The organism is Massilia rhizosphaerae (assembly GCF_016093545.1).
Classification (GTDB): Bacteria; Pseudomonadota; Gammaproteobacteria; order Burkholderiales; family Burkholderiaceae_D; genus Telluria; species Telluria rhizosphaerae.
In genome coordinates, this window is sequence record NZ_JADKYX010000011.1 from 193790 (window position 1) to 219614 (window position 25825).

22 protein-coding genes are annotated in these 25825 nt (G+C 65.9%); 12 read left to right on the forward strand and 10 right to left on the reverse strand.

Annotated features, from left to right (window positions below; translation table 11 throughout):
- Positions 1–106: 106 nt before the first annotated feature.
- The 3 genes from ISF28_RS17465 to ISF28_RS17475 form a co-directional block, all read right to left on the reverse strand.
- Positions 107–1768 (reverse strand): flagellinolysin, encoded by a 1662-nt coding sequence (locus ISF28_RS17465; protein ID WP_198118440.1) that lies wholly within the window; start codon positions 1766–1768, stop codon positions 107–109.
- Positions 1769–1838: 70 nt separating this feature from the next.
- Entirely contained in the window at positions 1839–2591 is a 753-nt protein-coding gene (ugpQ, locus tag ISF28_RS17470; protein ID WP_198118441.1) for a glycerophosphodiester phosphodiesterase, read from the reverse strand.
- Positions 2592–2611: 20 nt separating this feature from the next.
- The gene (locus ISF28_RS17475; protein ID WP_198118442.1) at positions 2612–2947 is read right to left on the reverse strand and encodes a DUF1294 domain-containing protein; all 336 of its coding nucleotides are present in this window, start codon (positions 2945–2947) and stop codon (positions 2612–2614) included.
- Between the two features lie 128 nt (positions 2948–3075).
- Here ISF28_RS17475 and ISF28_RS17480 point away from each other — a divergent pair, with 128 nt between their 5' ends.
- Both ISF28_RS17480 and ISF28_RS17485 read left to right on the forward strand, forming a co-directional pair.
- Positions 3076–3594: a hypothetical protein gene (locus ISF28_RS17480; RefSeq protein ID WP_229519163.1), complete on the forward strand. Its 519-nt coding sequence runs from the start codon at positions 3076–3078 to the stop codon at positions 3592–3594.
- A gap of 39 nt (positions 3595–3633) precedes the next feature.
- Entirely contained in the window at positions 3634–4077 is a 444-nt protein-coding gene (locus ISF28_RS17485; RefSeq protein WP_198118443.1) for a DUF3597 domain-containing protein, read from the forward strand.
- Here ISF28_RS17485 and ISF28_RS17490 read toward each other — a convergent pair.
- On the reverse strand, positions 4074–5123 hold the full coding sequence (locus ISF28_RS17490; RefSeq protein WP_198118444.1) for a zinc ribbon domain-containing protein: 1050 nt from the start codon (positions 5121–5123) through the stop codon (positions 4074–4076). The genes ISF28_RS17485 and ISF28_RS17490 overlap by 4 nt on opposite strands.
- A gap of 122 nt (positions 5124–5245) precedes the next feature.
- Positions 5246–6268 (reverse strand): tryptophan--tRNA ligase, encoded by a 1023-nt coding sequence (gene trpS / locus ISF28_RS17495; protein WP_198118445.1) that lies wholly within the window; start codon positions 6266–6268, stop codon positions 5246–5248.
- Between the two features lie 300 nt (positions 6269–6568).
- Here trpS and ISF28_RS17500 point away from each other — a divergent pair, with 300 nt between their 5' ends.
- The 4 genes from ISF28_RS17500 to ISF28_RS17515 all read left to right on the forward strand — a co-directional run bounded on the left by ISF28_RS17500 (position 6569) and on the right by ISF28_RS17515 (position 13129).
- The gene (locus ISF28_RS17500; protein WP_198118446.1) at positions 6569–8830 is read left to right on the forward strand and encodes a family 1 glycosylhydrolase; all 2262 of its coding nucleotides are present in this window, start codon (positions 6569–6571) and stop codon (positions 8828–8830) included.
- A 120-nt stretch (positions 8831–8950) separates the two neighbouring features.
- Positions 8951–10714, forward strand: a complete 1764-nt coding sequence (locus ISF28_RS17505) for a cation:proton antiporter domain-containing protein (protein ID WP_198118447.1) — start codon at positions 8951–8953, stop codon at positions 10712–10714.
- Positions 10715–10747: 33 nt separating this feature from the next.
- Positions 10748–12016, forward strand: a complete 1269-nt coding sequence (locus ISF28_RS17510; RefSeq protein ID WP_198118448.1) for a CaiB/BaiF CoA transferase family protein — start codon at positions 10748–10750, stop codon at positions 12014–12016.
- Between the two features lie 45 nt (positions 12017–12061).
- On the forward strand, positions 12062–13129 hold the full coding sequence (locus ISF28_RS17515; protein WP_198118449.1) for an MORN repeat-containing protein: 1068 nt from the start codon (positions 12062–12064) through the stop codon (positions 13127–13129).
- A gap of 34 nt (positions 13130–13163) precedes the next feature.
- Here ISF28_RS17515 and ISF28_RS17520 read toward each other — a convergent pair whose 3' ends face one another.
- From ISF28_RS17520 to ISF28_RS17540, 5 genes are all read right to left on the reverse strand, one after another.
- On the reverse strand, positions 13164–13490 hold the full coding sequence (locus ISF28_RS17520) for a hypothetical protein (protein WP_198118450.1): 327 nt from the start codon (positions 13488–13490) through the stop codon (positions 13164–13166).
- 148 nt (positions 13491–13638) lie between these two features.
- Positions 13639–14517 (reverse strand): hypothetical protein, encoded by an 879-nt coding sequence (locus tag ISF28_RS17525; RefSeq protein ID WP_198118451.1) that lies wholly within the window; start codon positions 14515–14517, stop codon positions 13639–13641.
- A gap of 17 nt (positions 14518–14534) precedes the next feature.
- Positions 14535–15317, reverse strand: coding sequence for a hypothetical protein (locus tag ISF28_RS17530; RefSeq protein WP_198118452.1), 783 nt, complete (start codon positions 15315–15317; stop codon positions 14535–14537).
- Positions 15314–15829 carry a hypothetical protein gene (locus ISF28_RS17535; protein ID WP_198118453.1) on the reverse strand — a complete coding sequence of 172 codons (516 nt, stop codon included), beginning with the start codon at positions 15827–15829 and terminating at the stop codon, positions 15314–15316. Before ISF28_RS17535 ends, ISF28_RS17530 begins: the two co-directional genes overlap by 4 nt.
- A gap of 29 nt (positions 15830–15858) precedes the next feature.
- The gene (locus tag ISF28_RS17540; RefSeq protein WP_198118454.1) at positions 15859–16149 is read right to left on the reverse strand and encodes a DnaJ domain-containing protein; all 291 of its coding nucleotides are present in this window, start codon (positions 16147–16149) and stop codon (positions 15859–15861) included.
- Positions 16150–16354: 205 nt separating this feature from the next.
- Here ISF28_RS17540 and ISF28_RS17545 point away from each other — a divergent pair, with 205 nt between their 5' ends.
- The 6 genes from ISF28_RS17545 to ISF28_RS17570 form a co-directional block, all read left to right on the forward strand.
- A complete protein-coding gene (locus ISF28_RS17545; RefSeq protein ID WP_198118455.1) occupies positions 16355–18103 on the forward strand; it encodes a glutamine--tRNA ligase/YqeY domain fusion protein in 1749 nt (582 codons plus the stop codon).
- A gap of 176 nt (positions 18104–18279) precedes the next feature.
- Positions 18280–20130 carry a sensor histidine kinase gene (locus tag ISF28_RS17550; protein WP_229519164.1) on the forward strand — a complete coding sequence of 617 codons (1851 nt, stop codon included), beginning with the start codon at positions 18280–18282 and terminating at the stop codon, positions 20128–20130.
- Positions 20131–20458: 328 nt separating this feature from the next.
- Positions 20459–21292: a glycine-rich domain-containing protein gene (locus ISF28_RS17555; protein WP_198118456.1), complete on the forward strand. Its 834-nt coding sequence runs from the start codon at positions 20459–20461 to the stop codon at positions 21290–21292.
- A 217-nt stretch (positions 21293–21509) separates the two neighbouring features.
- A complete protein-coding gene (locus tag ISF28_RS17560; RefSeq protein ID WP_198118457.1) occupies positions 21510–23363 on the forward strand; it encodes a sensor histidine kinase in 1854 nt (617 codons plus the stop codon).
- Between the two features lie 298 nt (positions 23364–23661).
- Positions 23662–24357 (forward strand): glycine-rich domain-containing protein, encoded by a 696-nt coding sequence (locus ISF28_RS17565; protein WP_198118458.1) that lies wholly within the window; start codon positions 23662–23664, stop codon positions 24355–24357.
- A 200-nt stretch (positions 24358–24557) separates the two neighbouring features.
- On the forward strand, positions 24558–25825 hold a 1268-nt coding region (locus ISF28_RS17570; RefSeq protein WP_198118478.1), incomplete at its 3' end, for a CHASE domain-containing protein.

Consider the following 25825-nt stretch of genomic DNA (forward strand, 5'->3'; position numbering starts at 1 on the left):
GCGTGGTGGGCACGGCGTGCCCACCCTACCAGTACACGGCCGTGGGGTGGACACCCGTGTTTGACGCAGGCCGTAGGGTGGGCTCCCCGAGCCCACCAAATGCAAATCAACGCAGCAAGGCCAGCACCGCCCGCGGCTCCCCATTGGCCTGCGAGAGAATCGCCGACGCCGCCTGCTGCAGGATCTGCGTGCGCGTCAGCCGGACCGCGGTGCCCGCATAATCGACGTCCTGGATGCGCCCGCGCGCCGCTTCCAGGTTCATCGACGACGTCTGGTTATTGCTGGTCACGACGTCCATGCGGTTGCTGTAGGCGCCCACCAGCGTGCGCTGCTCGCTCACCGACGCGAGCGCGTCGTCGATCCGCAGCAGCGCCACCGCCGTGTTGTGCATGTCCAGGTCGGCCAGGCCCAGCGCGCTCGCGTTCACGGCCGAGAACTGCATGTCGATCAGGTCGCCGGCATCGGCGCCGGCCTGGACCTGCACGTGGCGCATGGACGGGGCGGACGTGCCGATGTCGGGATACTCGACCTTGAAGTTGCGCAGCGGCCGGTCCGGCGTGCCGGCGCCGGATTCGGCGACGACGCCCTGGGCGTCGCGCGACGGCCCGCCGTCCGCGTCCAGGCCGCCGATGGCGCCCGTGTCGGCATCCGTCAGGTTCATCGTGTTCGTGATGAAGCTGGCGCCATTGGCCGCGAAGTCCGCCATGAACGCCGCCGTGTCCTGGTATTGCCCGCCCGTGACGGCCTTCAGGGCAGTGTCCAGGTCGGCCGTGCGGTGCGCGCTCAGATACGTCATCAGGCCCTTCATGCCGCCGTCGACGCCCATGCTTTTCAATTGCTGGTGCAGGTAGCGCGACGCGACGTAACCGCCTTCGTACGTGAAACCGCCGCCCGCGATCGTCCCGACGATGTCGTTTGCCGTCTGGCCGCCGGCCAGCGCGCCGGCCACGCGCTCGTCCGCGCCTTGGATCAGCTCGGCGGTGCCTTCCGTGAACCATTGCGGAAAATTGAAGCTGGTCGAGCGCAGCATGATCGCGTGCACCATCTCGTGCGCAATGACGCGGTCGTCGTACAGCGGACCCGTGCCGCCGTCCGGCGTGGTGATGTTGCTGAAATCCGCCATGTCGATATTCAGGGTGACGTCGCTGTCCGCCGCCGTCGAGCCCGACACCGAGGCGAGCACGCCGCCCTTCCCGTCCGTCGTGTCGAGGTTGATCTTCAGAGTGACGCCGTCCGCCTGCAGGCCGTAGTATTGCTGGACCATGTCTTCGGCGGAACTCAGCCAGCCGGCCCGGAGGCTGTCCAGCACGGCGCGCTTCTGCTTGTCCTCGCTGCCGTTCGCGGTCGCCTGGAAAAAGATCGTCTGGCCATTGAACGAGGCGCCGTTGCCCGTCTGGGTGATCTGGGTGAGGATCTGGTCCGCTTCCGTCTGCAGGGTGCTGCGGTCGCGGTCCGTGTACGACCCGTTGCCGGACGCCACGGCCAGTTCGCGCAGGCGCTGCAGCCGGTCGGTGATGGTCGCCAAGGTGGTGTCCGCCACCTGGAGCATCGACGTGGTGTCGTTGAGGCCGCGCATGGCCTCGCTCATCCCGGTCAGCTGCGACGACATCCGCGCCGCCAGCGCCTGGCCGGCGGGATCGTCGGTGGCGCCGCCGATGCGCGCCCCCGAGCTCAGGCGCGCGATCAGGCTGTTCGCCTCGTTCGTGTGCTCCGCGAGCTTGCGCTGGGCAAACAGGGACAGTGATTGATTGTTGATCGAAAGTGACATAAGGACCGTAACCGGTAACCGAATGTCATTAACGACAACACACTACATTTCTTTAGGGAATATTTGTAGATCAAGCGAAAGCGGGACCGATGAGGTCGATCCGGTCCGTGCACAACCCGTCCACGCCCCAGGCGAACAGCGTGCGCGCCCGGTCCGGCGCGTTGACGGTGTAGCAGAACAGGCCGAAGCCGGCCGCCTTCACCGCGGCGGCCCGGGCCGCCGTCAACCGTTTGTGGTCGGTATGGATGGCGACGACGTCCAGCGCCCGCGCGCGCCGTTCCCAGTCGGGCGGGAGCGACGGCGTCAGCCAGGCGCGCGGCACCTCCGGCGCGGCGTGCCGGGCCGCGTCCAGCGCGGCCGCGCTGAACGAGGACAGCAAGGGCGCCCGCTCGACCCTGCCTGCGGCGAGCTCGTCGGCAAACAGGGCGGCGGCCAGGCGCGCGACGACGGCGCCGGTCTGCGCGTCATGGCCGGGCACCGGCTTGATCTCGATATTCATCCACACGCCGTGCGCCTTGCAGAATTGCGCGAACTCGACGAACAGCGGCACCGGCTCGCCCGCGTAGTCCGGCCCGAACCACGCGCCCGCGTCGCGCGCGGCGAGGTCGCGCGCGTCGATGTCCGCCACCGATCCCGTCCCGGCCACGGTGCGGCCCAGGTCCGGGTCGTGCAGCACGACGGGGACGCCGTCCCGGGCCAGCATGACGTCGAATTCGATGGCGCGAAAGCCCGCCGCCATGCCGCGCCGCAGGCCGGCCAGCGTGTTTTCCGGCGCAAGCGTGCCGCCGCCGCGGTGTGCCAGGATTCTCGGATACGGCCACATGATTGCTCCTCGTAAGATGTTCAAGCCAGCGTCCGCGCCAGCGCGCAGAACCCGGCCAGGTTGACGCCGACGGTCAGCCAGAACAGGTGCCGGAACGGCAGCTTGACGGTCTTGTGGCGCAGCCATCGTTGCGCCAGCAGGGCGCCGGGCCAGCCGCCGGCGAGGCCCAGCAACAGCAAGTCGCGCTCGGGCGTGCGCCGGTCGCCGCGCCGCGCCGCCGCCTTGTCGCGCGCGTACAGCGCAAAGCAGGCGACGCTGGCGAGCAGGTACGCCAGCCCCACCGCGGACGGCAGGCCGAGGGCCAGCGCGGCATACGCATACAGGGCCAGGAACAGCAGCAGGGGCAGATACGTCATGTGTCGCCTTGGTATTTTTTACGAGCAAGACGATTATAGATGCCCTCCGTCCGTTCGCGAACGTACGGAGGGATTGCGCACGAACGCCTACCCTTGCCTCCTTCGACGTGTCAACACGGGAGACCATCATGAGCTTTGATTTGGGCAATCTGTTGCAGCAATACCTGGGCGGTGCCAATCCGAACGTCAACCCGGCGCAGGCCGAGAGCGATTTCGACCACGTGGCCCAGAGCGTGCCGCGCGCCACCGTCGCGCAGGGCGTGACCCAGGCGCTGCGCTCGGAGCAGACGCCGCCGTTTTCGCACATGGTCAGCCAGTTGTTTAGCAACAGCAATCCCGACCAGCGCGCCGGCATGCTGAACCATCTGCTGGCCAACGTGGGGCCGTCCGTGCTCTCGTCCGTCGCCGGCGGCGCGCTCGGCAACCTGATGGGCGCCGACCAGGCCCGCGTGACGCCGGAACAGGCGAACCGGGTGTCGCCGGACCAGGTGCAGGAACTGGCCGCCAAGGCGGAACAGCAGAACCCTGGCATCGTCGATCGCATGGGCGACTTCTATGCCGAACACCCGACCCTGGTCAAGGCCATCGGCGGCGCCGCGCTGGCGATCGCCCTCGGCCACATGGCGCAGGGCATGCAGCGCCACTAAACGCATCCAGCATCCATCCATCACCGACAAGGATTCGACATGGGCATCCTGAGCAATATCTTCCACAAGATCTTCCCGTCCTCGCACCCCGCCGCGCAATCCGGCGGCCAGGCCGCCCCGGGCTCCCAGCAACGCGCCCCGCAGCCGACGCAGCCACCGGCGCAGCAGCCGGCCCCGCAAACGGCGCCGCAGTCCGCGCAACAGCCGCAGGCGGCACCGATGCAGCAGGTCGACGTGGAAGCCGTCTTGAACAATATGCAGCAACAGTCCGGTCAACAACTGAACTGGCGCACGTCGATCGTCGACCTGCTCAAGCTGCTCGGCCTGGATTCCAGCCTGCAGGCCCGCAAGGAACTGGCCGCCGAGCTGCACTACACGGGCGATACCAACGACTCGGCCAGCATGAACATCTGGCTGCACAAGCAGGTCATGCGCAAGCTGGCCGAGAACGGCGGCAAGGTGCCGGCCGATCTCAAGGACTAATCCGCCAGACTGAGGTTCGCGGGCGTGCCGCACGAAAAGCAATAGCGCGTGAACGCGTTCTTGCGCGTGCTGCACGCCGGGCAGCGGTCGAACAGGCCGATGCCGCAATGGGGGCAATGGGCCAGGTGCCCATCCTTGAAGTCCGTGGCGCGCTCGCACGACGGGCACACGCTCTTGGCGATGCGCGCCATCGCCACGTCGTAGCGCATCGTCGTGCGCCGCTGCGCGTCGGGCAGCGCCTCCGCTTCCTTCTGGCGCGCCAGCCACGCGTGCAGCCAGCGGATCGCGTAGCGGCCGACGACGACCGTCACGACGATGCCCACGCCGTAGCGCACATAGCCGCCGTAGCTGGGCAAATACGGCACCAGCTCGACGAAGAACGCGAACAGCGCAAAGAAAATGAAGCCCCAGGTGAACGGCCAGTACGTGCCGTTGCGCTTGTATCTGAACAATGCGCCGGCCACCAGCAGCAGCGGCAGCGTGACCCCGAGGCGCATCAGGAAGACCTTGCGCTCGGCCTGCCGCTCGGTCGCGTACCGGGCCTCGCGCGCCGGTTGCAGCAGGGCCTCGTAGGCCGCATCCGCCTTCTGCTCGGCTTGCCTGGCGTCGAGCGCCGCCTGCTCCTGCACCTGGACCGCCGCCAGCGCCGCGCGCTCGGCGGCGCCGAGCTTGTCGAGATCGCGGTTGCGCGCGATCAGTTCCGCGTCCTGGTCCGGCCGCGCCGTCGCGTGGCGAGTCGCGATCCAGTCGTTGAAGGCGTCGCGCGCGCTCCGCGTGTTCGATTGGGCCACGCGGTGTTTCTGCCGGGCCTGCTCGAGCGCCGCGCCGGCCTCCTCGCGCGCCTGCTGCGCCTGCTCGCTCGCGGCCTTCAGCGGCCCCGCCTTGGCGGGATCGAGGAAATGCTCGGCGTCGGGCACCGGCTCGAGATACATCACGTTGTCGACGACCTGGTTGCCCAGGCCGATCAGGAATCCGGCGAATACGAAGGCGACGAGCCACAAGGCCCGGCGCATCCATTGTTCGGTCCAACGCAATCCTTTTCTCATTGCGGCTCTCCATCGATGGCGGAAGCCGCAGCTTGCCATCAATAAATGGAGCAGGCCACAAGAAAGCGCAAGGCGATCACCTTGCGCTACCTCACGTGGCGTTTATCGCTACCCGACGCGGGTTAGAAGTAGGACAAGCCCAACGCCTTGCGCACTTCGTCCGTCGTGCGCGCCGCCACCTCGCGCGCCTTCATCGTGCCTTCCTTGAGGATCTGCATGACCTGGCCCTTGTCCTTGGCCAGCTCCTCGCGGCGGGCGCGGATCGGGGCCAGCAGGTCCTGCAGGATGCCTTCCAGGCGCTTCTTGACGATGGAATCGCCCAGGCCGCCGCGCACGTAATGCGCCTTCATCTCGGCGAGGCCCTCCTTGTCGGTGTCGAACGCGTCGAGGTAGAGGAACGCGACGTTGCCTTCCAGGTGGCCGGGGTCGGATACCTTCAGGTGCAGCGGGTCGGTGTAGACCATCTTGACGGCGGCGCGGATCTCGTCGACGGACGCGCCCAGGTTGATGGTGTTGCCGAGCGACTTGCTCATCTTCGCCTTGCCGTCGATGCCCGGCAGGCGGCCCACTTCCGGCACGATCGCCTTGCACTCGACGAGGATGTCGCGGCCGGCGTTGCGGTTGAACTTGCGCACGATCTCGTTGCACTGCTCGATCATCGGGATCTGGTCCTCGCCCACCGGCACGATCGTCGCCTTGAACGCGCTGATGTCGGCGGCCTGGCTCGCGGGGTACGTGAGGAAGCCGGCCGGGATGTCGCGCTCGAAGCCGCGCATGATGATTTCCTGCTTGACGGTCGGATTGCGCTCGAGGCGCGCGACGGTCACGAGGTTCAGGTAATAGAACGTCAGCTCGGCCAGTTCCGGGATCTGCGACTGGATCAGGATCGTCGATTTAACCGGGTCGATCCCCACGGCAAGGTAATCGAGCGCCACTTCGATCACGTTCCGGTGTACCTTACCGATATCATCCATATTGTCCGTGAGCGCCTGGGCGTCCGCGAGCATGATGAACTGGCGATATTGGTCCTGGTAAGTGACGCGATTGCGCAGGCTGCCGACGAAGTGACCGAGGTGCAGCGGCCCGGTGGGGCGGTCGCCAGTCAGGATGATGGGCGTGGTAGCGGTGGGGGTTTGCAGACTCATCGAGTTTTCCTTGGGTGTTTATCTGCCCTTGCCTCGATCCTGCCGCGCCAACAAAAACGCCACCTTGGAATCGAGGCGGCGTTCGGAATACCTATCCAATTCACTGGCCGCGCGCAGTCAGCGGCGCCACCAGGTGAGAACAGGATGTGGATACGAAAAATTCATGGATGGCATGGTTGCAGGTTGACGTGCCGCTGTCAACCGCCACCGCTCGAAAGCCAAAACGCTTCCCCGACTTTTTTGCCAGCTCGGGACCATGCTGGATTTTTTGTTGCAATAAAACTAACATTTGGGTGAGTCATGAAACCAACGAAGAGCACGAACAGCCACGCCCGTCCCCTCGAACTGTGGGGCGGCCTCGAATGCACCGTCAACCGCGTCCGCGACGACTACTTCCACCAGCTCGACCGTAACGGCCACGCCACCCGGGCCGACGACATCGACCGTTTCGCCTCCCTCGGCATCCGCGCCATCCGCTATCCCGTGCTGTGGGAACGCACGGCCCCCGACGGTCTCCACGCCGCCGACTGGAGCTGGTCCGACGCGCGCCTGTCCGCCCTGCGCGCCCACGGCATCACGCCGATCGCCGGCCTGATCCACCACGGCAGCGGCCCGCGCCACACGAGCCTCATCGATCCCGCATTCGCGGAGCAGCTGGCGGAATACGCCGGTGCCGTCGCCGCGCGCTATCCATGGCTCGAGTACTACACGCCCGTCAACGAACCGTGCACGACGGCACGCTTCGCCGGCCTGTACGGCGTGTGGTATCCGCACGGCCGCGACGACCGCACGTTCGTGCGGGCGCTCCTGAACCAATGCCGCGCCGTCGTCCTCTCGATGCGCGCGATCCGCGCCGTCAATCCGCATGCGAAGCTCGTGCAGACGGATGACCTCGGCAAGACCTACAGCACGCCGGAGCTGGCCAAGGTGGCCGAGTTCTACAACGAGCGCCGCTGGCTCGCCTGGGATCTGCTGTGCGGCATGGTCGGCCCCGAACATGCACTGTGGTCCTACCTGACGAAGACGGGCATCCCGGCCGGAGAATTCCTGTGGTTCCGCGACAATCCGTGCCCGCCGGACGTCATCGGCGTCAATTACTACGTCACGAGCGAGCGCTGGCTGGATCACCGTCCCGACCGCTACCCGGCTCACCACCGCGGCACGGCCGACGGCATCCCGTGCGCCGACATCGAGGCGTCGCGCGCGCTCGCGACGCCGACGGCCGGCATCGCCCCGCTGCTGCATGAAATCTGGGACCGCTACCACCTCCCGCTGGCCGTCACCGAGGCCCACATCGACGCCAACCGTGAAGATCAATTGCGCTGGCTGCTGGAGATCTGGGAAGCGGGCAAGGAAGTGCGCGAGAGCGGCGTCGACCTGCGCGCGGTGACGGTGTGGTCGCTGCTCGGCTCGTTCGACTGGAACAGCCTCGTCACGTGCAACAACGGCTATTACGAGCCGGGCCCGTTCGACGTGCGCGCGCCCGAACCGCGCGCGACGGCCGTGGCGCGCATGATGCGCGAGCTGTCGGCCGGCAAGCCGCTGTCGCACCCGGTGCTGCGCGGCCAAGGCTGGTGGCGCCGCCCGGGCCGCTGGCTGTGCCAGCCCGTGGCGACGCCGGCCGCCCTCACCTCGATCACGGCGGACGGCCACACGCTCGTCGGCAAGGACGCCAGGACGATCCTGATCACGGGCGCGACGGGCACCCTGGGCCGCGCCTTCGCCCGCCTCTGCCGCAAGCGCAACCTCGCCTATCGCCTGCTGTCGCGCCAGGACATGGACATCACCGACCCGGCGTCCGTCGAACGCGCGCTCGACAAATACCATCCCTGGGCCGTCGTCAACACGGCCGGCTACGTGCGCGTGGACGACGCCGAGCGCGATGCCGAACGGTGCTTCCGCGAGAACGCGATCGGCCCCGCGATCCTGGCCGCCGCCTGCGCGCGCCACGGCGTGCACCTGACGACGTTCTCCAGCGACCTCGTGTTCGACGGCGCCCTCGACCGCCCCTACATCGAAAGCGATACGGTCGCCCCGCTCAACGTCTACGGCCGCAGCAAGGCCGAGGCCGAACTGCGCGTGCAGGACAAGCACCCGGGCGCCCTCGTCGTGCGCACGAGCGCCTTCTTCGGGCCGTGGGACAAGTACAACTTCGTCACCCTGGCCTTGCAGGCGCTGGAACGGGGCGAACCGTTCCGCGCCGCGCACGACATGGCGGTGTCGCCGACCTATGTGCCGGACCTCGTGCACGCCTGCCTCGATCTCGCCATCGACGGCGAGTCGGGCGTCTGGCACCTGGCCAACGTCGGCACGCTGTCGTGGGTCGAGCTGGCCGAGCTGGCGGCCACGCGCGCGGGCGTGGACGCGAGCCGGCTGGAAGCCGTGTCGACCGAGTCGTGCGGCTACGCGGCGCCGCGGCCCCGCTACACCGGGCTGCACAGCGAGCGAGGGATTCTGCTGCCGGCGCTGGATCATGCGCTCACGCGCTACCTCGAGCTGCGCAACGAGATCGACCGGGAGATGGAGGAAGTGATCCTGATGGCGGAGAGCCGGCAGGCGTGATGGACCGCACGGTGGGCACGGGGTGCCCACCCTACGGCTACAATTGGCGGCTATGACTAACCGATTGCCGTAGGGTGGGCTCCCCGAGCCCACCTTATGCATGCCAAAGGCCCCCATCCCGTGCAAGAGCAACACGCCTTCCCCTTCCTGCGCGAAATCCTGCTGTTCCTCGCCCTTGCCGGCATCCTGATCCCGCTGCTGCAGCGCCTGCGCATCAACCAGGTGCTGGGCTTCCTCGCCGTCGGCGCCCTCCTCGGCCCGTTCGGCCTCGGGCGCATGGCGCAGGACTTCGCGCCGCTCGGCCTGTTCACCTTCCCGAACAACGACAACGTCGCCATGCTGGCGGAGCTGGGCGTGCTGTTCCTGATGTTCATGATCGGCCTGGAGCTGTCCGCCGCGCGCCTGTGGGCCATGCGGCGCTGGGTGTTCGGCACGGGCAGCGCGCAGGTCGTGCTGTGCACCGCGTTGATCGGCGGGGCGGCCTATTTCCTGCTCGTCCCGCGGCTCGATGCGGCGCTCGTGCTGGGCCTCGTGCTGTCGCTGTCGTCGACGGCCGTCGTGATGCAGCTGCTGGCCGAGAGCCAGCGCACCGCGAGTCCCGTCGGCCAGGCCGCGTTCGCCGTGCTGATGCTGCAGGATCTCGCCGTCGTGCCGATCCTGATCCTCATCGGCGCGCTCGGCGAAAACGGGGACGCGCACACGAACGTGGCCCTCGTCGCCCTGCTCGCGATGGCCAAGGCGGCCGGCGCCATCGCGTTGATCTACCTGGTCGGCGGCAAGGTCGTGCATCCGCTGTTCCGCGCGTTCGCGGGCCACCGCCAGCCGGACGTGTTCATGGCGCTGATTTTGCTGTCGACGTTCGGCATCGCCGCGCTGTCGCACCTGGCCGGACTGTCGATGGCGCTGGGCGCGCTGATCGCCGGCGTGCTGCTGGCCGAGACGGAATTCAAGCACGAGGTCGAACTGATGGTCGAACCGTTCAAGGGCCTGCTCATGGGCCTCTTCTTCATGACGGTCGGCATGGGCATGGACGCGCTGCAGATCCTGCACGCGCCGCTGTGGCTCGCGGGCGCCGTGTGCGGACTCGTGCTGCTCAAGGGCGCCGTCATCGCGCCCCTGCTGCGCCTGTCCGGCCTGCCGTGGGGCCGCGCGCTCGAAGGCGGCCTGCTGCTGGGCCAGGGCGGCGAATTCGCGTTCATCGTGATCGGCTACGCGATCGCGGCCAGGCTGCTGGACGGCGCGCTCGGCGCGCGCGTGATGCTGGCCGTCGGCCTGTCGCTGTTCGTCACGCCGCTGCTGGCGCGGATCGGGCACACGCTCGGCGAGCGCTGGGCCGAACGCGCGCGCGCCGAAGAAACCCGCAACGTCGACAACGAACTGGAACGAGCGCGCGGCCGCGTGATCATCGCCGGCTTCGGACGCGTGGGACAGCAGCTGGCCAAGCTGCTCGCGGCGCAGGGCATCCCGTACATCGCCTTCGAGAACGACGCGAAGATGGTCTCGCGGCTGCACGCGGCCGGCGCGCCCGTCTACTTCGGCAACGCGGCGCGGCCGGAACTGCTGCGCCGCGTGCACGCGCACGACGCGCCCGCGATCGTGCTGACGATGGACCACCCGGCATCGGCGCTGCAGGCCGTGCGCGGCATCCGGCGCGAGTTCCCGCACGTGCGCGTGTACGCGCGCTCGCGCGACGAAAAGCATGCGCGCGCCCTCAAGCAGGCCGGCGCCAACGTCGTCGTGCCGGAAACGCTGGAGGCGAGCCTGCAGTTGTCGGCCTTCGTGCTCGAAGGGATGGGGCTGGACGAACGCGTCGTCGACGACATCGTCGACCGCGAACGCGACCAGTTCGTGGCCGCGCTGGACGAGACCCCGCGCGACGTATAATCCGCGCCGAGAACAACTCATCCCGGAGACAGAATGGCATCCATTCCGAACGGACCGCACAACGGTCCGGAACAACGACTGCAAGGGGCGCTGGGCCACATCCGCGTGCTCGACCTGTCGCGCGTGCTGGCCGGGCCGTGGTGCTCGCAGAACCTGGCCGACCTCGGGGCCGACGTGATCAAGATCGAGCGCCCCGGCGCCGGCGACGACACGCGCGCCTGGGGCCCGCCGTATGCGCCCGACGCCGCCGGCCAACCGACCACCGAGGCGGCCTATTACCTGTCGGCGAACCGCGGCAAGCGTTCGCTCACCGTCGACATCGCGACGCAACAGGGCCAGGCGCTGCTGCGCGAACTGGTGCGCCATTGCGACGTCGTGCTGGAGAACTTCAAGGTCGGCCACCTGAAGCGCTACGGCCTCGATTACGAATCGCTGAAGGCGATCAAGCCCGACCTCGTGGTCTGCTCCATCACGGGCTTCGGCCAGGACGGCCCGTACGCGCACCGCGCCGGCTACGACTTCCTGATCCAGGGCATGGGCGGACTGATGTCCGTGACGGGCGAACGCGACGACCTGCCTGGCGGCGGTCCGCAAAAAGTCGGCGTCGCGCTGACGGACCTGATGACGGGGATGTACGCGACCGTCGCCGTGCTCGCGGCCCTCACGCACCGCGACCGCACGGGCGAAGGCCAGCACATCGACATGGCGCTCCTGGACACGCAGGTCGCGATGCTCGCGAACGTCGGCAGCAATTACCTGAACAGCGGCAAACGGCCGAAGCGCTGGGGCAACGCGCACGCCAACATCGTGCCGTACCAGACGTTCGCGTGCAGCGACGGCCACATCATCGTCGCCGCCGGCAACGATGGCCAGTACCAGAAATTCGTCGAAGCCGGAGACCGGCCGGATCTGGCGCGCGACCCGCGCTTCGCCACCAACCCGTTGCGCGTGCAGCACCGCGACGTGCTCGTGCCGCTGCTGGCCGACATGGTGCGGACGCGCACCCGCGCGGCCTGGATCGCGCAGCTGGAAGCCGTGGGCGTGCCGTGCGGCCCGATCAACGACCTGGACGAGGTGTTCGCCGACGAGCAGGTGCGCGCGCGCGGCATGGAGATCGCGCTGCCGCATCCGACGGCCGGCGCCGTCAAGCTGGTACGCAATCCGATGCGAATGTCCGCCACGCCGGCGACGAGCGGCCTGGCGCCGCCGCTGCTGGGCGAGCACACGACCGAGGTGCTGCGCGACGTGCTGGGCAAGTCCGACGAGGAGATCGCCGCCCTGCGCGCGGGCGGCGTTGTGTAAACCGGACCAATCGCTGAGTTGACAATTCAAGGGCGGACATGGATCATGGCGTCCATGAAATCTGCCTGCATTCCCTTCCTGCTCGTACTCGGTTGCGCGCCCGCCATGGCGCAGGAGGCGCCCAAGTGGATCGGCGCGGCGGACTGCCGCCTGGCCCCCGTGACGCCGCCGCCCGCGCAGGCGCCGGCCTGGAAAGGCGGTTGCCGTGACGGCTACGCCGACGGCAAGGGCGTGCTGGAATGGACCGATGCCGCCGGCAAGCGCTACAAGCTGGAGGCGGATGTCGGCGCCGGCCGGGTGCGCGGCGACGCCACCCTGCACTACCCGAACGGAGAACTTTACACGGGCACGCTCAAGGACGGCGTGCCGGACGGGCACGGCTATTTCCGCGAGCCGAACGGCGACCAGTACGAGGGCGAAGTCCGGATGGGCGAGCTCACGGGCATGGCCGAAGTCTTGTACGTGAACGGCGACGACTACAAGGGCGAGTTCAAGAAGGGCAAGCGCGACGGCACGGGCACGATGGCCTTCGCACTCGGCGGCCGCTACGAAGGCGGCTGGAAGAACGGCGAGCCGAGCGGTCCGGGCAAGATCGTCTATGCGGGCACCGCGGGACGCGAGGTCGCCGTGCAGGATGGGCGCGATTCGAACCGCGCGCTCGTCGCGGCCCCCGACGGGACCTACACGGTCAAGCAGGATATCGCGGCGATCGGCACGACGATCCGTCGCGACGCGGCGCGCGGCGTCCCGGTGCCGCCCGAGCGGGGGTTCAAGGAATTGACGGCGCAGGAGCAGGCGACCGTCGCCAGTTGGTATCCGGCGCTCGCGCCGGGCGACGAGCCGCCCTATCCGGCCAAGGGCCCCGCCGAATTCCTCAGGGCGATGCAGCGCGTCGTCAGCAAGACGCTCGCGGAAGGCGACGTCACCATCTACGTGCTGGTGGGCGCGGACGGCAAGGTGCGCAGCGTCAAGGCGATCGGGCTGAACGATCCGGAGGCACGCAAGATCGTCGCGACGATGGCCGGCCTGGTCCAGTACAAACCGGCCGTCTGCGCCGGACAGCCCTGCGAGATGGTCTATCCCTACCGTCTCGCGCTGACGCTGGAACCCTGAGCGCCACGGCGCGCGCCGTGGCGGTGTCGACCGGTCAGTGCAGCTTGTGCTTCAGGTCCGACAGTTCGGCGTGCACGCGGGTGACCGCGGCTTCCAGGTGAGCGGGCATGGTCGGCAGCGAGCGGCTGATGCGCTTGGCTTCGTCGCCCATGTCTTCCAGGTTGTCCACGCATTGCTGGATGCGCTGCTGGTCGTTCGATTGCATCACGCTCTGCGCCTGCCTGGCTTCGCGCGACAGTTTTTCGATGCAGTCGCGGATCTCGTCCGGTGCGTCGCCCGCCTGCTTGCAAGCCTGTTCGGCCTCTTGGATGGATTGCTGAATATGAGTGAATCGCTGCTGGATTTCGTTTGCTTGCAACATGACGTAACTCCTTGCATTGATGGCTCGTGTCCGCATCCGGGGATGGATGCGGGGCTGGAGCGTCATGGTAGTCCGGTTGGGAATCGGGGGGCGCACGAACCGTATTGACGAGCTGAGCTGCTCACCACGGAATTACCGGATTTGATGATTACGGATACTCGGCGTCGATCTCGGAACCCGCGTAATTCTCGAGCTCCACGAACAGCTGCGTCATGGGCACCTTGCCCGCGATATTCTGCAGCAGGATGCTGTTGCGGTAACTGTCGATGCGCTCCGCGATGACGCCCCGGTGCGGCGCCGGGACGTGCTCGAGCAGCGCGGCCCAGCCCGCGTCGAAGTCCGGCTTGCCTTTACGGACGGTCTGCACGAAGCGCTCGAATTCCTTCTGCCCCGTGCGCGCGACGATGCGCCCGCCGCCCTCGACGCCGAAGACGATCGCGAGCGCGATGACGCCTTCCGCGTTCAGGTCCGGATCCTTGACGGGACCTTCCCAGTGATGCCGGCGCAGCCACTGCGCGGCGCGCACGACGGCCTGCACCTCGTGGCGCTGCTTCAGCTGCCCGAGGTAGCGCTCGTAGCCGGACCACGTCTCGCCCGGGTCGGCCGTGCAGATGTCGACGAACAGCTCCTTCAGCCGGCGCGCCGAGTACACGGGGTCGTTGTCGTACTCGCCGAGCAGCGTGTCTTCCGGCAGCGCCGCCAGTTCGCGGATCAGCCGGAAGCCTTGCTGGAACACGTATTCCGCGCCCTCGCCCAGCAGCACGTCCAGCGCGTCCAGGTCGCCCTGTTCGTCCTCGGTCTCCACCAGATGTTCGAGGCCCAGCGACACGCCGCCGACAGTGAGAAGCTGCGCGCGCTGGATGCCTTCGGCCGTGCGGTCGTTGGTGAACTTCTCGGCCACCATCGCCGTGATGCCGGCCAGCTCGTCGGCCAGGCCGGCCGCTTCGTCGCCATTCGCATGTTGCGGGATCAGCCGGATCGCGCGGATCAGCCGGGGCAGTTTTTCGATGACGATCGCAGGCAGCATCGATGCGCTCGTCCCCGTCACGAGAAGATGTCCGTGCCGATGCTGCGGCGGCCGCTGCGGCGTTGCAGGCTGCGGACGGACGGCACCTGCTTGCGCAGGCGGTACAGCAGTTCGCGCGTGCCGCGCTGCTGGAATTCCGTCTCCTCGTCCGGATCGTCCGGCAACTCGACGTCCGCGAGGTCGGCCGTGTTGCGGTATTCCGGGAACAGCTCCAGCAGCGAGCGCTGCCAGCCGTCCTCGCTGGCCTTGGCCAGGTCGACGGCGAGCGGCACGATGTCGCTGTCGGACGTCGTGTGCACGTTGATGTGCGGACCGCGGTTGTTGATCTCGCCGGCCACTTCGAGGATTTCGCGCGGCGCCAGCGACCACACGATGGCGAACGCGGTCGCGCCGTAGTCCGTGGCCGAGGCCTCGGCCAGCAGTTCCTGGCGGCGCTCGTCGTCATCCGTCGCGTAGACGATGCCGTGGATGTGGTTGAACAGGTTTTCGGCGATGCGCTCGGGATCGTCCTCGATCATGTCGTCCGGCCACGTGGCAGCCAGGTACGCGAGGCTCTCGGCCCAGGCCTTGGGCGGCACGAGCAACGTGGCGACCGACGTCTTGGCGCCGTCGAAGCCGGCCAGGTGCAGCGCCGTGACCTGCGGCGGCAACGTGGACAGCACTTCGGCCACCGCGTAGTCGCCGTGCTCGTCGGCCGCGTGGGACAGCGCTTCCTCGGCGTGCTGCAGCGAGCCTGCCAGCACGAGGTCGCCGACCTGCTTGGTCAAGGCCGGCAAGTTGGATTTGTTGTCGTCGCTCATTCGCGGTCACCTCCGTCCTGGTCGAACAGTTGGGCGAAATCGTCGCCTGCCGACGTTTCGTCGAGTTCCTCGTCGTCGCCTTCGTCGTTCCGTGCCAGCTGGTCGAGCGACTGGTCGTCGTCTTCCCAGCGGGCCTGGTTCTTGTACAGGAAGGCCGTCACGATGGCCTGGCGCGCCAGTTCCGGATGGTTTTCGCAGATGGCCGCATACATCGCGCGGCCTTCGTCGTCGCCGTCGCAGTTGGCCATCGCGAACACTTTGTCCGGGTTGCCGCCTTCGTAGTCGGAGGCTTCGCGGATGAGGCCTTTCGGGTCCGTGAAGCGGATGCGGTCGACGAGCGCGAACGCCATCAGGTTGACGTCGTCGAGGCCGTCGCCGCCCGCGTATTCGGACACGAGGGCCTGCACCATCATGTCGTAGTTCTTGCGATTGGGCGGGTCACCCAGGGTGCCTTCGATCTGGCCTTCCAGCTCGCGCGACTGGAAGGCGAACTCCGGATGTACTTTTTTCATGATTGACTCGTATTCTGTTGGATGCGTGTTCAGGCGGACAAGTTCACGCCGTTGAGGGCGAACACGGAACGCCACAGCTCGAACGCCTCGCTTTCCGCGTCGAGCACGATGCGGTGGTTGACGCTCTGGTCGTATTCCGCGCGCCGGGCCGGGTCGGACAGGACCTCGTATGCCTTGGTGACGGCCTTGAAGCGCGCTTCCGCGCCCGGCGCCTGGTTGCGGTCCGGGTGATAGCGCATGGCGAGCGAACGGTAGACCTTCTTGATCTCGTCGTCGCCGGCATTCGGCGCGACGCCGAGGATCGCGTATAAATTTTCCACGTGGAACTCTCCGGCTGTGTCCGAAAAAACATTAAACCGAGATTATCCTATAGAAAGCGCCAACTTGACAGGCCGCCCCGGGCCGGCCGATCTGCCAAGTATGGAGACGCCCGCCGTGCCGAACCGTGCGCTTGACCACATAGCGGCCCGGATGCCGTCTTGTACGGTAAAATGCCGGGCATCTTACCCCTTAAAAACAGGTTTCATGAGTAACGACAAGAACGCCGCGGCGGCCACCCCGTCGCCGAATTTTGTCCGCGCGATCGTCGAATCCGACCTCGCCGCGGGCACCCACACGCGTGCCGGCATGCCGTCCGTGATCACGCGCTTCCCGCCGGAGCCGAACGGCTACCTGCACGTGGGACATGCGAAATCGATCTGCCTGAACTTCGGCCTGGCGCGCGACTACCAGGGCCGCTGCCACCTCCGTTTCGACGACACCAATCCGGAAAAGGAAGACCAGGAATACGTCGACACGATCATGGACAGCGTCAAGTGGCTGGGCTTCACGTGGGAGCAAGGCGGCCAGGAGTACCTGCACTACGCCAGCGACTACTTCGACCAGCTGTACGCGATGGCCGAGTACCTGATCCAGAACGGCAAGGCCTACGTCGACAGCCAGAGCGCGGAAGACATGTCCAAAAATCGCGGCAACTTCGGCACGCCGGGCACGAACTCGCCGTTCCGCGACCGCCCCGTGGAAGAATCGCTGCAGATCTTCCGCGACATGAAGGCCGGCAAGTACAAGGATGGCGAACACGTGCTGCGCGCCAGGATGAGCGACGACGCGATGGCCTCGCCCATCATGACGAACCGCGATCCGGCCCTGTACCGCATCCGCCATGCGCATCACCACCGCACGGGCGACAAATGGTGCATCTACCCGATGTACGACTTCACGCACCCGATCTCGGACGCGCTGGAAAGCATCACGCACTCGCTGTGCACGCTGGAATTCCAGGACCACCGCCCGTTCTACGACTGGCTGGTCGACACGCTGGCCGACGGCGGCTTCTTCGAACGTCCGGTGCCGCGCCAGTACGAGTTCGCGCGCCTGAACCTGACCTACGTCGTCACCTCGAAGCGCAAGCTGCGCCAGCTGGTCATCGACGGCGTCGTCACGGGCTGGGACGATCCGCGCATGCCCACCATCGTCGGCCTGCGCCGGCGCGGCTACACGCCGGAATCCATCCAGCTGTTCTGCGAGCGCATCGGCGTCTCGAAGGCCGACGGCTGGATCGACATGAGCACCCTGGAAGGCGCCCTGCGCGACGACCTCGACCCGAAGGCGTCCCGCGCCGTGGCCGTGCTCCGTCCGCTGAAACTCATCGTCGACAACTTCCCGGAAGGCGAGACGGTCGAGTGCAGCGCGCCCGTCCACCCGCACCATCCGGAATGGGGCACCCGCACGTTCCCGTTCTCGCGCGAACTGTGGATCGAGCAGGAAGACTTCATGGAAGTCCCGAGCAAGGGCTACCACCGCTTCTATCCGCCGAGCGACGACAAGCCGGGCTCGCGCGTGCGCCTGAAATACGGCTTCGTGGCCGAGTGCACCGGTTTCGACAAGGACGCCGACGGCAATGTCGTGGCCGTGCACGTGAACTATTTCCCGGACTCGAAATCGGGCACGCCGGGCGCGGACACCTACAAGGTCAAGGGCAATATCACCTGGGTCAGCGCCGGCCACGCGCTGGAAGCCGAGGTGCGCCTGTACGACCGCCTGTTCCTCGACCCGCAGCCGGACGGCGGCGGCAAGGATTTCATGAGCGTGCTCAATCCGAACGCGCTGGAAGTCGTCACCGCCTATCTGGAACCGGGCCTGGCCCAGGCCGCGCCGGACCAGCGTTTCCAGTTCGAGCGCCACGGTTATTTCGTCGCCGACCGCGTGGACTCCGTCCCGGGCAAACCCGTGTTCAACCGCGTCACGACGCTCAAGGACAGCTGGGGCAAGTAGCCCGTACGTTTGATCTAGCGCAAAGCCCGGTTCATCGACGAATCGGGCTTTTTTCTTGCCCCCTCGGAACCCATCGTCGCCCTGCTCCGACAACTCCCTGATCTGCTAGGTTCGCGCGCCATCCAAGCCAAGTAAGTTGCAATAAATTAACAATATCATGCCGCCCGCGGACCTTCATGTCGACGACGCTGAGAGACGCATTTTCCGTCACCCGGTTCTCGTTCTGGACCGGCGTCATGCTATCCACGCTGGTCGGCAGCGTGCTGTACGCCATCACCTCGCGTTCGATCGAAAGCGATGTCCAGGAACGCTTCGTCCGGAGTGCGAAATACGCGCAGGCCGTGATCAATATGCGCATCAAGTCGTATACCGACCTGTTGCGCGGCGCGGCGAGCGTGCTGCAGAGCGGGGACACGCACAGCCACCGCCAGTTCCACGCCTACGTGCAGGGCCTCAACCTGGCCAAGAATTATCCGGCCGTCGATACGCTGAACTTCGCCGCCTGGGTGCCCGGCGACGAACGTCCGCAGTTCGAGCAGGGACTCGAACGGGAATTGCAGACCTTCCTCGGGCCGGGAGCCCGCCTGGCCATCACGCCGCCCGGCATCCGTTCCTCCTACCTCATCGTCACCTATATCGAGCCGGACGCGACGAACACGCGGCTGTACGGTCTCGACCTGATGAGCAATCCGTATTTCCGCGAGCAGCTCGTCCAGTCGCGCGACGACGGCATTCTGCGCGCCTCCGGCCGGCCGATCGCGGCGGTGTCGACGCCCAACGACAACCACCTGGGCATGCGCCTGCCGGTGTACCGGCACGGGACCCTGCTGACCGGAATCGAACAACGGCGCGCGGCCTATCTCGGCTCGCTCGGGATCGCGTTCAGCCTCCCCAAGCTGCTGAACGGCGTGATGGAAGAAATGCCGGTTCCCGGCGTACGCATGGCCCTGTTCGACGTCGGCCCGCGCGAGGTGATCGGCCATGACACGGCAACGTGGCCCAAGGAGCTGTTCGACAGTCACGGCAACGCCGACATCCCGACGCCGCCCCTCGCACGCGGCGACGACGTCTTTTCGGTCACCCTGCCGCTCGATTTCAACGGGCGGCCGTGGGAGACGAGGTACAGCGTCCCCAAGACGGCGCTGTACACGACGTTCGATTTCTATTACCCGAAGCTGATGATGGCCTTCGGCTTCCTCGGCTCCGTCCTGTTGTACGCGCTGTTGCACATCCTGACGTCGTCGCGCCGCGCCGCCCTCGCGCTGGCGAAGGAAATGACGAGCGAGCTGCGCGAGAGCCAATCCAAGCTGCAGCTGTCGCACCAGAAGCTCAGGCGCCTGGCCGACCACGCCTACCAGATCAAGGAAATGGAACGCAAGCGCATCGCGCGCGAGATCCACGACGACCTCGGCCAGAGCCTGCTCGCGTTGCGCATCGAAGCCGAACTGCTGGCCGGGCGCACGAGAGGTACGCACAGCCATCTGAACAAGCGCGCCCGCGCCACCTTGCAGCAGATCGACACGACGATCAAGAGCGTGCGCCAGATCATCAACGACCTGCGTCCGACCGTGCTCGACCTGGGCCTGTCGGCCGCCGTCGAGTGGCAGCTCAACCAGTTCCAGCGGCGCACCGGCATCCAGTGCGAGATCCAGGACGACCACGGCGAGATCGCCCTGCCGGACCACTGCGCGACGGCGTTCTTCCGCATCCTGCAGGAGTCGCTCACGAACATCGTCCGGCACGCCAACGCGACGCGGGTGAAGGTGGAGTTACGGCTGAACGGCGGCTGGCTGACGCTGACGGTGCGCGACAACGGTTGCGGCCTGCCGCCGGGCGGGCGCAACAAGAACGGTTCGTTCGGCCTGGTCGGCATCGAGGAGCGCATCGTCATCCTCGGCGGCACCTGCGCCGTGTTCAGCGATCCGGACGGCGGCACCACCGTGACGGTGTCGGCGCCCGTCGTCGGCACGCCCGAGCCGGCCCACGCCCAGCAGCCGGAACATAGCCCGGGTTCGGCCGTCATCTAATCCCATCCACGACGCAATGACCGACGCCGCCCCGGCGGGCGACGCGTCGTCACGTCCATTCTCCACGCGTATGACTACTTCATAAAAAAGAAACGGTGTAGCTGCCCGGTTAACAAATGTTGTTTTTTTGACAAATATCAATATCTCTGCAAATTGCCTCAACTACATTGATTACGTGTAAGGCGCATTAACGAAACGATCGACTCATTAGCCGACGTCATCACGAACCTCGAGGGATTACTGTCCGTCTCCGGCCCGACACGCCGATACAACCACACTAGGGAAGCAGTCACAACGATATCTTCAACAACGAATGAGGATGACCAACATGAACACCAACGACCTGTTTGACGCCGTAATGCAACTCGACCTGGCACCGATCAAGATGAAGTTGATGCACGTGGAATCCGGTGAGGGCTGGAGCCTGGAAAAGGCCAATGCCGTGGAAAAGGAATATCGCCGTTTCCTGTGCCTGATGAAAATGTATCCGGACGAGCCCATCGCACCGCTGGTCGACGTCGACACGTTCTGGCACTACCACATCCTCGACACGATGAAGTACGCCGTCGACTGCGACCAGGCATTCGGCTACTTCGTCCATCACTATCCCTATGTCGGCATGCGGGGCGAGGATGACGCGCAGTTCCGCATCGAAAGCGGCGAACGCATGCACAACCTGTACGAAGCCACGTTCGGCGAGGCTTATCCGGCGACGGAACCGGTGCAGGCGGAATCGTCCGGCACGGCCTATTGCGCCGGTCCCTGGGACCGGTCGGTTACCGCCGCCGCTCCCATCAGGATGTCCGCCGCTTACTGTGCCGGTCCGTGGGACAAGCAGGGTACGTCCGCCGCCGGCCCGACCGATACCGCCTACTGTGCGGGTCCCTGGGACAAGCCCCATGCACACGGCACGGCCGGCGCCGCCACGGCCTATTGCGCCGGCCCGTGGGACAAACAGGGTGCACGCGGCGCCGCCAGAGCCGAAACCGCCTACTGCGCGGGTCCGTGGGACAAGCACGAAGCACGCGCCGCCGGCGCCGCGACGGCCTACTGCGCCGGCCCGTGGGACAAACGGGACGCACGCAAGGCCGTCGGCGCCGAGACCGCTTACTGCGCCGGACCGTGGGCACCGGAAGCCGCACCGGCAGTACAGAACGTCTGACGAACGCGACGCGGGAAGGGCGTTCCTCGTACGCGCTTCCCGGGCATGCGACCTTGCCCGCGCCGATTCCGGTGCGGGCTTTTTTTGTCCTTAGCGATTCCCCAGCTATCAACAACTCTTCGAACTACTAGGTTCGCGTCACATTCGGTGCGGGTAAGTTGCAATATCTAAATAGCAAATCACCGGCAAGAGCCAGAATCATGCTCCAAGGAAGACAATGCGGGAGGTTCTGAGAGGCGCATTTTCGGTCAACCGGTTCTCGTTCTGGACCGGCGCATTGCTGTCGGCGGCGGTTGGCAGCGTACTGTACGTACTGACCCAGCGTTCGATCGAGAACAATGCTCATGAACGCTTCATCAATCATGCGAAATACGCGCAAAGCGTCATCGGTGTGCGCATCAAATCGTACACCGATCTGCTGCGCGCGACCGGGAGTCTGATTCACAGCACGGATATCCTGAGCCACCGCAAACTGCACGAATACGTGCAGGGTCTCGATCTGGCCAACAACTTCCCGGCGGTCGACTCGATCAATTTTGCGCTCTATGTCACCGACGAGCAGCGCCAGGACTTTCTCGACGATCTGCGTGAAGACATGCAGCGTCACATCCATTCCACGACGCCCCTGGACATTTCGCCGCCGGGCCGGCGCGCATCCTATCTGGTTGTCAGCTATATCGAACCGGATCAGTCCAACCCAAGCCATTACTGCATCGATCTGATGGCCAACCGTTATTTCAACAAACAACTGGCCGAATCCCGCGACCATGCGACGCTCTATGCGTCCGGTACGCCCATCCTCGCGCTGTCCGGGCCCAACGACATCCACCTGGGCATGCGCATGCCGATCTACTATTTCGGCGCTCCGGTGGATACGGTGGAGCAGCGCCGCGCGGCCTACGTCGGCTCGCTTGGCATCGCCTTCGGCGTTCCGAAACTCCTGCACGGCGTCATGGACGAGATTCCGATCAAGGGGCTGCGCATGACGCTGTTCGACATCGGTCCCGGCCTCGACGTCCATGGCCGCGAAACGGCAGGACTGCCGCGCACCCTGTTCGACAGCCATGGCACCGCCAGGGATCCGACGCCGCCGCTCGACGCCGGCGACAACATGTTTTCCGCGACCCTGCCGCTGGATTTCAATGGCCGTACCTGGAAGACGACCTTCAGCGCCCCCAAGGCCTCCCTGTACACCGAATTCGACGACTATTACCCGAAGCTGATGATGGCCTTCGGCTTTCTCGGCTCCGTCCTGTTGTACGCCCTGCTGCACACGCTGACCTCGTCGCGCCGCGCCGCCCTCGCGCTCGCGCAGGAAATGACGAGCGAGCTGCGCGATAGCCAGACCAAGCTGCAGCTGTCGCACCAGAAGCTCAGGCGCCTGGCCGACCACGCCTACCAGATCAAGGAAATGGAACGCAAGCGCATCGCGCGCGAGATCCACGACGACCTCGGCCAGAGCCTGCTCGCGCTGCGCATCGAGGCCGAACTGCTGGCCGGGCGCACGCGGGGCACGCACAGCCATCTGCACAAGCGCGCCCGCGCCACCTTGCAGCAGATCGACACGACGATCAAGAGCGTGCGCCAGATCATCAACGACCTGCGTCCGACCGTGCTCGACCTGGGCCTGTCGGCCGCCGTCGAGTGGCAGCTCAACCAGTTCCAGCGACGCACCGGCATCCAGTGCGAGATCCAGGACGACCACGGCGAGATCGCCCTGCCGGACCACTGCGCGACGGCGTTCTTCCGCATCCTGCAGGAGTCGCTCACGAACATCGTCCGGCACGCCAACGCGACGCGGGTGAAGGTGGAAGTGCGCCAGCACGGCGGCTGGCTGACGCTGACGGTGCGCGACAACGGTTGCGGCCTGCCGCCTGGCGGGCGCAACAAATACGGTTCGTTCGGCCTGGTCGGCATCGAGGAGCGCATCGTCATCCTCGGCGGCACCTGCGCCGTGTTCAGCGAGCCGGACGGCGGCACCACCGTGATGGTGTCGGCGCCCGTCGTCGGCATGCCCGAGCCCGTCCACTCCCAGCAGCAGGAACATGGCTCGGGTTCGGCCGTCATCTGACGCAGTTCTCTTCGCTATTCCGCCACGGCCGCCGGGTGCGCTTCCTGGATGGCTTACTCCATTTCTGCAAACTCGAACAGTCCCCAGAGCAATATATGTTGTTTGTTTGACAAATATCAATAACTAGGTGAATTGCCTCATCTACATTGAGCACGTGTAAGACACGTCCGCAAATCTACCATTGTATTGCCAGACGTCATCACATGCTTAATGGAAATGTTGTTCAGAAGCAGCAAATTCACCGCATACACCATAAACTAGGGATAGTAGTACTTAACCAATTATTATGAGGATGACCATGTACACCAACGACCTGTTTACCGCCGTGATGCAACTCGACCTGGAACCGATCAAGATGAAACTGATGCACGCGTCCGGCCAGGGCTGGAGCCTGGAAAAGGCCAATGCCGTGGAAAAGGAATACCGCCGCTTCCTGTGCCTGATGAAGATGCATCCGAACGAGGACACCGCGCCGCTGGTCGACGTCGACACGTTCTGGCACTACCACATCCTCGACACGATGAAATACGCCGCCGACTGCGAGCAGGTGTTCGGCTACTTCCTGCACCACTATCCTTACGTCGGCATGCATGGCGAAGAGGACGATCAATTCCGCCTCGACAGCGGCGAGCGCATGCGCACGCTCTATGAAGCGACGTTCGGTGAAGCCTATCCGGGTGCCATCGCCGAGGCCGCGGACACCGGTTACTGCGCCAGCCCGCGCACCGAAATGGCCTATTGCGCCAGCCCACGCATCGCGGCGCAGGCCCGCCTTGGCGAAGGCGCCGTGGCCGCCACCGCCTACTGTGCCAGCCCGCGCACCGAAACGGCCTATTGCGCCAGCCCGCGCATCGCGGCGCAGGCCCGCCTTGGCGAAGGCGCCGTGGCCGCCACCGCTTACTGCGCCAGCCCGCGTACCGAAACGGCTTACTGCGCCAGCCCCCGCACCGAGGCAAGCCGGGGCGCAGATGCGCTGACCGCGCTGGACGCCTGAGAACCTCCGGCCAGAATATCGGCCTTTCGCCCCGTTACCAATGCTGTCGAGTGCCCGCTTCGGCTTCCGGAGCGGGCTTTTCGTTTGCCTCGTCCATTTCCAAGCCGCCAATTCCACGCGGCACTCGACACAAGTGTTGTGACAAATTAACATTGCACATCCGGCGGCGCCGGAGCACTTCCTTGGGGAAACGGATTTTCATGGCGACGACGCTGAGAGACACCTTTTCTGTCACCCGGTTCTCGTTCTGGGCTGGCGCACTGCTGTCTTCTCTGGTCGGCAGCCTGTTGTACATGTTCACGGCACGTTCGATCGAGAGCGATGCCGAGGCCCGCTTCATCAGTCATGCCAAACACGCGCAAAGCGTGATCAACGTTCGGGTGAAATCCTATACGGACCTGCTGCGCGCCACAGGCAGCATGATCCAGAGTTCGGACGTACTGACGCATCAGAATTTCCACGAATTCGTGCTTGGACTGGATCTGGTCAACAATTTCCCTGCGGTCGACTACATCAATTACGCAGTCCAGGTCCCTCGAGAGCAGCGCCAGGCCTTCGTCGACGAATTGAGCGCGAGCGTGGCCCGCATCTTCGACAAGCCGGTCGAGCTGGACATCGCGCCGCCGGGAATCCGGCCGTCCTACCTTGTCGTGGCCTTCGTCGAACCCGCGCCGCCGGGAGCGCAATACTATGGCATCGATCTGATGGCCAACCGTTATTTCGGGACCAAACTGATCGACGAGCGCGATAGCGGCATGATTTTTTCGACGGGTACGCCGATTCCCATGTTGTCGCGTCCGAACAATATCTATATGGGTATGCGCATGCCGGTCTACCACAAAGGCCTGCCGCTGGGCACGGTCGACGAGCGGCGCGCCGCCTACACGGGTTCCCTTGGCATCGCATTCAGTATCCGCAAGTTGCTGCATGGCGTAATGGACGAGGTCCCGGTCCACGGTCTGCGCATGACGCTATACGACGTCGGTCCGGGCATCGACGCGCATGGCCAGGCCACCCTTGGCAAACCGCTCGCGCTGTTCGACAGTCTGGGCACCCCGGCCGAGCCTACGCCGCTGCTCGACACCGGCGACGATGTCTTCTCGACGACCCTGCCGCTGGATTTCAACGGGCGGCCGTGGAAGACGACCTTCAGCGCCCCCAAGGCCTCCCTGTACACCGAATTCGACGACTATTACCCGAAGCTGATGATGGCCTTCGGCTTTCTCGGCTCCATCCTGTTGTACGCCCTGCTGCACACGCTGACCTCGTCGCGCCGCGCCGCCCTCGCGCTCGCGCAGGAAATGACGAGCGAACTGCGCGAAAGCCAGACCAAGCTGCAGTTGTCGCACCAGAAGCTCAGGCGCCTGGCCGACCACGCCTACCAGATCAAGGAAATGGAACGCAAGCGCATCGCGCGCGAGATCCACGACGACCTCGGCCAGAGCCTGCTCGCGCTGCGCATCGAGGC